We start from the raw sequence: 11,492 nt of genomic DNA on the forward strand, positions 1-11,492 counted from the left end.
GGGACCCGCGGTCCGAATGATGCACGAGGCCGGCGCCTGGTCGCCGTTGATGAACGGCCTGCTCGAGAGCATCGAGCACGAAGCCGGCATGGGCGGTGCGGCTCACGCGCCAGCCGACGATGCGTCTGCCATAGGCGTCCACCACGAAGGCGACATGGACGAACCCGGTCCAGGTGGCGACATAGGTGAAATCGCTGACCCGGAGCATGTCCGGCGCGGCCACGCGGAATTGCCGGTTCACCCGATCCTGTGGGCATGGCGCCGCCTTGTCCGGGATCGTCGTCCGGTGCGGCTTGCCGCGGACAATGCCTTGAATCCCAATATCTTTCATCAGCCGAGCCACCGTGCAGCGGGCGACGTCAAAGCCCTCGCGTCGCATCTGGTGCCAGATCTTGCGCACGCCGTAGGCCTTGCAGTTGGCGTCGAAGACGCGCTCGATCTCGGGGCGCAGCGCTTCATCTCGCCGGGCTCGGTCCGATCGTCGCGCCGGGTCCGCCCGCTTTGCGACGTGATCGCAATAGGTGTATAGGGCAATCGGCAGAACCTTGCAGATCGGCTCGACCCCATGCCCTGCCCTGTGATCGTCGACGAACGACGCCACAACTTCGACCGGCGGTCGGCGGGCACCCATGTCCGTTTGCGGGCAGACAGACATGGGTGCCGGAGCTCCGCCTGGGCAAGATACGCCGACGCCTTGCGAAGGATCTCGTTCGCCTGGCGCAGTTCCCGGTTCTCCCGCTCGAGCGCCTTCATCTTCTCAGACAACTCGGTGGGATGCCGCCGCGATGGCCGCTGTCAACCTCCACCTTCTTGATCCAGTCGTTCAACGTCTGCGCCGAACAGCTGATCTTCGGGGCGACCGCCTGGATCGCGGACCAGCGCGACGGATGCTCTGCCTCCTGATCAAGGACCAAACCGACCGCGCGCGTGCGGACGTCACGGGAGAACTTGTTCCGGGTCTTGCTCATCGGGCTCCAACCTCCTCAGGAACAGGAGCCTCCGGCAAATCTGCTGCGGTTCAAAGCCGACCGAGTTAGCCTCCATTGAACTGATCCAGTTGCGTCGCGAGAGAATCCGTCCGCGGTCTTCGGCGATGATCGTGCGTCGGCAATGGTTCGGAGCGACCGGGACCTCGCGGGCTCAACCATCGGCGATCCGCAGAATGGCGTCGCCGAGACCGTCATCAGCACTGCGGCGTCGTAGAGTGCAGGGAATGTACCGGCGCCTTCTCGCACGACAGTCACGGGCGAAGGGGTCACGCCCTCTATGATCATCGTTTTGTAGCAACGGGAGACAAGCGAGGGCTCCAAGGCCACGCCGGTCGCGGGGACGACGCCCGTTGTGCGGCGATCGATGCGACCGGCACGGACCGGCTGAAGCCACACTGCTATCTCGTGATCCGGGACCGCGACATCGGGATGGGGAGGCACCCGGTGAGCCCCTCAGACTGTGCGCGCCCTTCTGACCTCTTCCAGTGGTAAGCCATACGTTCTACCCGACGCCACAGCGAGGTTTCCTCTTGCAGTCCCGATCACCAAGTTGAACATTGGTCAAAGGGCTAGGGTGAGAGCATGATGATTTCAGAAGCTGTTAAGGCCGTTATTCGCGTCGCGGCCGACGGGCGACCGCTGCACGCCTATCGCATTGACGAAAACGATTACGCCGCGCTCGAACGGGAGGTTCGCCATAGGCTTTCGTCAGTTCAAGGCAAATCGGTGGCTACGCCGTTTGTCTTGTGGGCGTCAGAACGTTTCAGACGTGATTATGACGGCGGGCCATTGTCTTGGGACTTTCTCACCAAGCCACTCGGCTGCGATCTGTCCCAGGAGGACCTTCGCGAGTTGACCCTTGCCGGCTTGAGCCGGCTGGGCCGGACCGTCCGTCGACACGACGGCGGCACGCAGTATCTCCGCACGCTCGCGGCTGAGGGCGGTATTCCCGTAAAGATGCTCGGAGTGCGCGGCGGATATCGCGCGGCTCTCGTGGGGCTGGTCGCCGATCTCGGGCGGCTTGGCCTCGGCTGCCCGCGCGAGGTTGCCCTTGGCCTTGCCCAGCGGCGTACGCAAAGACTTCCTATGGGCTATCAGACCGGGGAGTTCCGAAACGTCTTTGTGGATTTTGCAATGGAGGTGCTCGAGCTGAGGGCGATCGCGCCGAAAGATCTTACGGCAGTCGAAGTGGAGCCCTGGCTTGACCGCCAAAGCCCGGATTGGCGGGAGCGCCTTTCTCTTCGAATCGACGGGGAAGCAGCGCGCGCCCTCCTGTCCGAAGCGGTCTCCATCACGCGGCGTTCGGGGTTGCTGACAGATCCGCTCTGCCGAATTTTGCATCGCACCGGCGATGGCATCTGGACGCCCTGGATCGAGGTCGAGGACACTTCGGAAATCCCGGCGGAAATCGTCGAGGGAGTGGAGCGTGACCGCAGGCGGCTCAGGCTCGCTCCGATTGACGGGCTAGCTGCCGTGGTGCCTGATCTTCTGCTCGCCCTCGACCGCGATGGCAGCGGCGAGCCTTGGGCGTGCCGACGGATAAGCGCGCGCCGCACAGCCCGTTTTCCCTTTCCCCTCGACAGATCCGCGGATCTCGTGGCGATGGCGGACGGGCGGTATCTGTCGCGAATCCGGCTGGCGGGCGGTGATGCGGTCGAGATCGGTGCAGGACCCGCCTTCTGGCGGGTTGCCGAAATGGGAGAAGAGGGTCCACGCGCACTCGCTTTCGCCGGGACGGCCTCGCTTCTGACACAAGACCCACATGTCTGGTTGCTCGCCGCGCCCGACGCCTCCCCGACCTGCGATGGTGAGCTTTCGGCGGAACCGGACGGGGTCGTCGAGGGTGGGCGGCTTTGGCGCCTTTCCGGTCAGGGACGTGTGTTCGTCTCTGGCGGGAACGCGATGGTCCGGACAAGAGCCGATCGGGACGATCGGGAAGACATCCACGCGATCGGGTCGCTTGAGCAGCGCGTGCTCGACAGCCGTGGCAGACCCGTGCATCGAGGGATACCAGAGATCCTCCATCGCCGACCGGGCCGCGGCTTTCGCCCGCTGGGCGCGCGCGATCTACGCCATCGGATCGGGCGACGCGGCGGCTGGCGCGGCGGCCTCCCCCCGTCCGGAACAGTCGGTATCGTCGACCTCGCCGCAAGGGACGGCGAGAATGTCGGGGCGCGCGTCGCGGTGAATATCGTGCCGGAGGACTTCCGAGTCACCGAAGCGCAACCGGGGCCGGCTGGCGAGCGGCGGCTGCATTTCGAGGGCCTGTCGGCGGGCATGGTCATGCGTGTCAGCGACGGCGATCCTGCAACCGTCGATGCCCGAGGCGAGGCGGACGTCACGCTGCCTGTCGGGGCGGCGAGCAGGGGGCGATTAAGCCTGATCCTCGCCAGTCCGGCAGGGATGTCGCCACTGCAATGGACGTTGGACCTCCCCCGCGCCCTCGGTGAATTCGAGGGGGTTGACAACCTTGTGCTCCGCAAGGACCGCGATATCACGGTGCGAGAACTCCGCAACTGGCGTATCGTGCCCGCGGAGACGGGCGGGACCGACCTGCGCATCCGGCTTGTCGGTGCCAAGGTTGACTTGAACCCCGTTATTGGCCGCTCGATCGCGACAGAACAACCGTTGTCAGCTCATCGTGCGCTTCTCGAGGAGATGCTGGTCGCGGGGGGGGCAGATGCGGAGCTGCGGCTTCGAGTCATCAGTCGCAGTCGACAGTCGCCGAGACTGGTGCTCCGCTACTATCGGGGCGAAACTGATCTCGAAGACGACACGGTAATGGTCGTCGAGGGCCAAGCACTCCGGTTCGATCACGACCTGCAGATCGTCGCCGTCGATATGGATGATCCTGACCGCGTCGCGGAGACCGATCCCGGGGCACTCTCGCTGCTCGGGCAAGGGCGCTGGTTCCTTCTGCCTAGACGCGGCGAAGTCGTCCTGAGGCCGCCGCGGCCCTTCGTGCAGCCAGCGCCCGCTGAAGCCAAAGGGGTTGATGCCCCTCGGCGCGGCCTTCGGATCGCACATTTCGCTGCCGCTTTCCGCGATGGCGTGGCCGAAGCAGACCTATTTCGGCTCGCAAAGCTTGTGGGCGTCCTGATCGCCCATGGCGTCTCACCTTCTGCACTCGACCAGATCCACGCGCTCCGGGAGGCACCAGAGTCGGCGGTGCGCCTCCTGCTCAAGGTTGCGCCCGCGGATCTGGAGGACATGCTTTCACTCGAACTTCATGGTGGTCCGCGGTGGATGTTCATCGCGCCAGGGGTATGGGCGGCGGCCTTTTCACGTGAAGTGGAGGCCCTGCGTCGCACCCTTTCGAGCAACCCCTCGCTCACGGGCCTGGCTGAGAACATTGTCCGTGGGACAATCGCGTCCCGGACCGCGGACATAGTCCGGCTGCGTCCTGCACTTCTCGGGCACATCGTCTGTGGCCTCCGCGAAACAGATCCAGGCATCATGATGGAGGTGGCATCAAAGCTCGGCGGCTTGCCTCCCGGGCTGCAGGAGCCGGAAGCAGAGCTCTTGGCGATTGCGGAGGAAATCGTGCGCCGCCATGCGGGCCTCGCTCCATGGCTGCACGAGCTCGAAGCCACGAGCCGCCCTCCGGCTCTCGACCGCTTCGATCCCGATTTGAGGGGTCTGATAGACGCACCGCTCTTTGTTGCGGAGGTTGCGTTTGGTCTGCGCGCCCCCCCAACAATCCGTCAGCAGATGGAGCTGCTGCAGGCTATTCAAGCCGATATCGGCGCGTTCGAGGCTGCGCTGCCGATCGCTGTTGCCTGGGCGGCATCAAACAATGACCGGTAAGAGGCTCGCATGACGGACGAAGTCGCTCTGCTGCGCTCGGGCTACGCCGATATTCTCACGCGCATCAACGACCGAGCTGCCGATGCAGTGGTTGGCAAGGGTCGTGTAAGGTCCGCCGCATTGCGCCACGAACTCGCGCACCGTTTGCACGGTGGCGCTGGGCGGCCCGACAGCTTCGTGGCGGATCCCGTCTTCGAGGCCGCGCGGATCTGGAAGCGCGCCAATGTCTGCCTCGACGATCTCGTCGGAAACCTGCTCGAACCAGACCTCGTCGATGCGCTCGACCGCGAGCGCTTGGAGGACGGTCACGAGAATGCCCGCCGGTGGCCGCGCACGGGCGAAGGCCTCGAGCCCTATCTCCACCAGCTGCGCGCGTGGGAGGTTGCCGAAGAAGGGCGCAGCTTCATGGTCACGAGCGGCACCGGATCGGGCAAGACGGAATGCTTCATGATCCCTCTGCTGAACGACCTCCTGCGGCAGCATCGCCCGGGTCAGCAAGGACTGCAGGCAATAGTTCTCTACCCCTTGAACGCGCTTATCGACAGCCAGAAGGAACGCCTGAGCGCTTGGATGGATCCTCTCGCCAAGCGGCTCTCCTACGCGCTGTACAACCGGTATCTTTCCGACAACATCCCGGGGCCGAAGCGGCGCGGGGCCGAGATCAGGGACCGCAAGACCCTCCGGGCCAATCCGCCTTCGTTGCTTGTGACAAACGTTACCATGCTCGAATACATGCTCATGCGGGCGCAGGATCGCTCGATTCTCGAGAAATCGCAGGGCACGTTGCGCTGGATCGTCCTCGACGAGGCGCACAGCTATGTCGGCGCGCAGGCGGCCGAGATGGCGCTCCTCCTGCGCCGAGTGCGCGAGGCGTTCGGGGTTCGGCCTCAGGACGTCAGGCTCGCCGCCACGTCGGCAACGATCGGCGAAGGCGAGGAGGCGCGGCAAGCCCTGCGCGCGTTCCTTGCCGATCTGGCCGGCCTCGATCCTCATCAAGTTGAGGTGATCGAAGGGCAGGAGATGTCACCGCTTCTCCCGCCGCCGGGAAGCGATACACCGCTCGATCCGAATGCACTGCCGGCTGAAGCGCTATGGGACGAGCTGGCTGCTCATCCGCGTTTGCAAAGCATTCGCAACCGCATGCGAGATGGCGGGATCGGCCTGCGCGAGGCTTGCCGCCTGCTGGGCCGCGACCCTGACACGCCTGGCGGAGCCGTGGAGGCTTTCCGTCTTCTGGAGGCGGCAGCACAGGCGCGCGACCCGGTCACTGGCGTCGCTTTGGCCCCTTGGCGGTTGCATGTCTTTCACAGGGCCCAGGGCGGTCTATGGGCCTGTATCGACCCTGACTGCCCCGTGCGCGGCACAAGGCTTGCCGAGGAGGGATCGGACTGGCCGTTTGGGCAGATCCATCTCTCCGAAGTCGAGCGCTGCAGCTGCGGCGCCCCGGTCTTCGAAGTTGGAGCGTGTGACGAATGCGGGACACCTTGGCTCCTTGCAGACGTGACAAACGAGGGCCCGCAGCGCTTCTTGTGCCCGGCTCGGGAGCAGGGCAGCGACGATGAGTACATACTGGACGTGGAGCCCGAGGAGGGGGAAGAGAGTGCAGCCCCGTCCCGCAGCGTTTATGAACGTGTGCATGTCGGACCGGCGCGGGACGGAGCGCGCGATTTCCTCCGCAGGTCGGACGCCGCCCTTTTTGAGCGGCCGGACGACGAAGACCGCGTCATACCGCTTAACCTGGTGGAGCCCGCCGAGCGAGGATGCTGCGAGCGCGCTGGCCACAAAGGCGTGACGGTCCGCCCCCAGCGGTTCGGCGCCCCTTTTCTTATGGGCAACGCCCTGCCGCTCCTCGTCGAGGCGTCGCCGCCCAATCGCTCAGACCGACCGGTGCCCTTCGACGGGCGCCGGCTGCTCTCCTTCACGGACAGCCGCCAGGGCACGGCGCGGTTCTCCGCCAAACTGCAGCAGGAGGCCGAGCGAACGCTGACCCGCGCGATCGTCTACCATTCGGTGCAAGAGAAGTCTGGCGACCCCGCCAAGGCGGCCGAGCTTCGAGCGACCATAGACGCACTCCGACCTCACGCCGCCTCCAATCCCGCGCTTGCAGGCATGTTGCAAGATCAAGAAGACGCGCTGCGCGAGGCCGAGGGTGGGCTCAAGCCCCTGCGCTGGCAAGCGATGGTCGAACGTATCGCCAAGAATGAGGAGTTCCGCAACTTCGCCCGTACCGTCTGGCGCGACAGGCCTACCAAGGGCGACAGGGCGCTGGCTGAGCACCCGACAGCGCTTGCCGAGCTCTTTCTCTACCGGGAATTCTTTCGTCGGCCGCGTCTACAGAACAACGCCGAGACCATGGGGCTCGCAAGGCTGAGGTTCCCGGAGCTTGCCGAACGGGCACGGCTGGTGCAGCCGGGCGCATTGCGAGAGGCGGGCCATGACGCTGCTGTGTGGGAGGATCTGCTGCACGCGACGGTCGATATGGTCTTTCGCACAAGTCTCGCGATCAGTCTGCCCGAGGATCCTGCGGATGTCCGTCACTGGATCTCTCCGCGCAGTGCGGTGGCGGCCGTCCTGGAGCCCGGTCTCTCCTTGGACGATGCGTCCGGGATCAGGAACCCGAAGGCTTTTCCGTATGCGACCGGCGATGCGGGCCTGTCGCGACTGGTGTATCGCCTCATCGGCGGCACGCGCGACAGCGCCATCGACGCGGAGCGTGCCACCGGCGTTCTCGCCGCAATCTGGGCTTCGCTGCGACAGTCGAAGGTGATCCAGCAGGTGGGACCGGGAGCTTGGCGCCTCGACATGACGGCGGCCAGCATTGCCGCTGTCGAGATTGCGCGGGAATGCCCTGTGACGCGCCGGCTGCTTCCCTTCGCCCCGGCAGGTATCTCGCTGAACGCCGTGAGCGATCCGGCGATCACCCGTGCCGTGCAAATGCCCGTTCTGCCCCGAAGCGCGCCCCAGGGGGTCTCACCCGCTGATCGGGAGATCCTGCGCGGTTGGCTTGAAACGGACGCAGAGGTCGAGACGCTGAGACTCGACGGCCATTGGACAGATCTCCACGATCGCGCGGCGGAGTTCGCGCCCTTTCTTCGGGCGCAGGAGCACTCGGCCCAGATCGATCGTCCAAGCCTGCAGGGGTACGAGAGAGACTTCCGCGAGGGTCAGATCAACATCCTCAACTGCTCCACCACCATGGAAATGGGCGTTGACATTCCGGATGTCGGCCTCGTGGTGAACACCAACGTGCCACCATCGCCCGCGAACTACCGTCAGCGCATTGGCCGTGCCGGACGGCGGGGCGAGCCCTGGGCGATGGCCTTCACATTTTGCAAGGACCTGCCGCTCGACAACATGATCTTCCGCGCGCCCTCACGGCTCCTGCAGGCGGAGGTGGCCGCGCCACGGGTCAAGCTCGACAGCGCAACCCTCGTCCAGCGCCATGTCAACGCGCTCTTGCTCGGGCTCTTCCTGCGCGAGGGCGGAGGGCTAAGTGTGAGGACCAACATGGCGTCCTTCATGGGGGCGACGGAATACCTGGACGCGCCCTTCATGCCGGACAGTGTCGCAGACGCCTTCATGCTGGCGCTCAAGGGCGCTTGGGGCGGAACACAGGCGTTGGCTCTGGCCGTGAGAACGTTGGTGCCGGGCACCTGCCTCGAGGGGCATGACGGGCTTGTCGCACGCACAGAGATGGCCTTCTCCGCGATGCGGGATCGCTGGCGTGGGGAGTACGAGCAATTGCTGCAGGCGCAGGCGGCCTATTCCGAGACCGAACCCGCGCATCGGCTCTACCGCTTCCGAGCCAAACGCATGCGCGAGGAGTTCATGATGACGGAACTCGCCCGGCGCGGGTTCACGCCCTCCTATGGCTTTCCGGTCGATGTGATCACCTTTGACCATGCCGGGCGGGACGGCGCCGTGCCGGGCCCCGCGCGACCGCTCGACATGGCAATCCGGGAATACTCGCCGGGGTGCGAAGTCGTCATCGATGGCCTCGTCCATCGCTCCGACGGCGTTCAGCCCACCTGGGGCAATCGCCACGACCCTAGTGCCGTTGAGGATCTGCGCACGCTCTTCACCTGCCCAAAATGCAACCTCTTCGGGACGACCCGTCACGATGTCACGGCCTGCCCGCGCTGCGAGAATCCTGTCCGCCAGGCCGAAATCCTGAAACCTTCGGGCTTTCTCGGGAGCAGACGACCACACAGCGCCTACGAGCAGCTGGCCTATGTCCCGCCCGACCAGCCCCGCGTCTCGGCCGAGCCGGAGCCTTGGATCGCGCTTCCCGATCCTGAGGTCGGTCGCCACCGAACGGCGCGCGAGGGCAAGGTGCTGGTCACCGCATCGGGAGAAAACGGACAGGGCTACGCGATCTGCATCGCATGCGGCCGCACAGAAGCCGAGGAGGGCGAGAGTGTTCCCGTTCCACCGTCGGGCATGAGCGGCCATTACCCGCTTCAGCGCCTGCGCGAGAACCCGCGCCACGACAGCCGCTGCCCCGGAAATGACGAGGCCAGCCGGAAGATCCGTCGCCACGTGCGGCTCGGCACTGAGATGACAACCGACGTCTTCGAGCTCCAGCTCAACGCGCTTCCGGTGACCGAGGAGGGGCGGGCCCGAGCCGCCGCGATCGCTGCCGCCCTGCGCGAAGCGCTCGGAGCCCGGCTCGGCGTCGATGCGGAAACCATGGGGATCGCGGTCGCCCCGAGCCTGCGGCCAGACGACGCCAGACGGTGCTCGGTCTTCATTTTTGACAAGGCCTCCGGTGGTTCCGGCTTCGCCAGTGCCGCCGAGCGGGACTTGGCGATGCTCCTGCGGGATGCGGAGCATCGGCTCGAGTGCCCAGCCGGCTGCGAGGCGGGCTGCCCGGAGTGCGTGCTGCGACGTGACCTCCAGTTCGGTGGGACCATGGACAGGCCTGGTGCCCTGGTCCTGTTGCGCGATGCGATCTTGCCGCGGCTCGATCTTCCCGAGGAACTGCGGCTCTTTGGCAGCGGGACGCGGACGTTGATGCGGCCACTTGACGAATGGCTGATCCAACATGTTGCGCATGGTGCCCTGGACAGGCTCACCTTGTTCCTGACCGACCCTCCAATGCGTTGGGACGTGGCGGAATGGCCGGCGATGCGGGTCGCCACGGAGGCGGGGCGTGCTGGGGTGGCCGTATCGATCGCGCTTCGCTGGTCCGACGTACAGTCGCTCGAGATGTCGCAGAAGCTTGATCTCGTCCGCCTTGCCGCGCGCAGCGGAGCGCGCGTGCACGGGCTCGACGCGATCCCGACCGTCGGGGAAGCGCCGATACTCGTGGAAATGCGGCTTGACGCGACCGAGCTCGCGATCGCAACGACCGACGACCGTGCCGCACATGTCGACCGCGATTGGGGGACGGTAGAGGGGGTCCCCGCCCTCTATGGCGCGCGCCCCGTGACCGAACTTTCGCCAGCGCTGTCGCTCGACAAGATCACTGTCTATGGTGAGGGAAATTCCGCGCAGCGTGACATCACCACCGAGCTTGACGGTTCGATCGGACAGTTCGGCAAACGGCTATGGAAGGTTGCGCGGACCCTTCGGCCCCAGGCATTCGTAGAAGGGCGACGCATCATCCGTGTGGTCTATAACGACCGCTACCTGCGCAGCCCGCTGACCGCGCGCTTGTTCTACGAGGCTTGGCGGACGATGCCGCTCCGAGTTGCGGCAACGCGGCTCGAGATCGTAACAGAAGCGACCAACTCATACGGCAAGAAGGGGTCTCAGCTGCGTCATAATTGGGAATGCGACCAATCGCGCAGCGCTGTCCTCTCGGCGCTGTTCCCGGGATCTAGGGTGCAGTTGCGGCCCAAGGCGGATTGCGCCCATGCGCGCTTCTTCCGGCTCATTTTCGACGACGGTGCCGAAATCGGTGTGTATCTTGATCAGGGCTTCGGGGCCTGGCGCGAGGCTGCCGGACGGCCGCAGCGTTTCGACCACGACGCACGCGCCGAAGAACAGGCCCGAGACCTCGCAAGACTCCACTTCGACGTCGCGCTCCAGGACGAGGCGAGATACCCTTCCCCACTCTGGGTGAGATGGTAAGGTAGACGAGCTATGTGCGTGAAACAGCCGGCGGCAGTATCGGCCCGTAGCTGACATTCATGCCTACGGCAGTGAATTCTCGGTCTGAACATGAACTCGAAATTCGGTTTCTGGCGAGCGGCACAGCTGTGCTCTGGCGGCCAGCCTATTGCACGTTGTAGCGGTTGCTCTGCCTCCAGTGGCTCAGAGGTTGTCTCCGTTTCCCGGACAGTTTGGGGGCCTCGCTACGCTTGAGCCGGTTCTCCTCTAAGCCGCCAGTTCGGTGCCTGCGAGGATAATCCCCCCACTGGTAGGTGTTTCGCGTACATGCCATGGAGTATATGGAATCGGGCCGAGCCGCGACGACGCTCTCGGGCTTGTCCGGCTTATTTTGATCGATAGACTGGTAAACCTATAGCAATCTTCTGACGTGAATCGAGATTCCTGAGACCAGAAAGTAATTTTGATTGTCAAACAGCATTGAAACGGGACCCCCAATCGGCGCCGAAAAGGGACCCCCTTTCGGAGCGGGTCTGCGCGCATCCCTGATCGCCTCGGAGCCGTAGGCGGAGGGGCGATCAGGGATGCGCGAGCGGTCTGGAGATGTGGATCAGGCGCGGTTCTTGAAGCGCCAGCTCCTAT

General features: G+C 65.1%; 2 protein-coding genes, 1 pseudogene and 1 other annotated feature. Of the genes and pseudogenes, 2 read left to right on the plus strand and 1 reads right to left on the minus strand.

All coding sequences use genetic code 11. The features are described 5' to 3' along the window. Positions 1-968 (minus strand): annotated as a pseudogene (locus QSJ97_RS23845) (IS3 family transposase); the annotation flags it as partial. Beyond that, positions 527-688 (minus strand) — a sequence feature (AL1L pseudoknot). (Overlaps the previous pseudogene by 162 nt.) A 603-nt stretch (positions 969-1,571) precedes the next feature. On the opposite strand from QSJ97_RS23845, the gene QSJ97_RS23850 reads away from it, so the two are divergent. Beyond that, positions 1,572-4,796 (plus strand): STY4851/ECs_5259 family protein, encoded by a 3,225-nt coding sequence (locus tag QSJ97_RS23850; RefSeq protein WP_285674970.1) that lies wholly within the window; start codon positions 1,572-1,574, stop codon positions 4,794-4,796. A 9-nt stretch (positions 4,797-4,805) separates the two neighbouring features. Next, entirely contained in the window at positions 4,806-10,871 is a 6,066-nt protein-coding gene (locus QSJ97_RS23855) for a DEAD/DEAH box helicase (RefSeq protein ID WP_285674971.1), read from the plus strand. Positions 10,872-11,492 lie beyond the last annotated feature (621 nt).

Origin of the sequence: Paralimibaculum aggregatum, assembly GCF_030270585.1 — a bacterium.
In the GTDB taxonomy this organism is placed as follows: domain Bacteria; phylum Pseudomonadota; class Alphaproteobacteria; order Rhodobacterales; family Rhodobacteraceae; genus Thermohalobaculum; species Thermohalobaculum aggregatum.

Bases quoted from the DNA above. Each gene is read 5' to 3' on its own strand.
- QSJ97_RS23850 (WP_285674970.1), top strand. From the start codon at position 1,572: ATGATGATTTCAGAAGCTGTTAAGGCCGTTATTCGCGTCGCGGCCGAC.
- QSJ97_RS23855 (WP_285674971.1), top strand. From the start codon at position 4,806: ATGACGGACGAAGTCGCTCTGCTGCGCTCGGGCTACGCCGATATTCTC.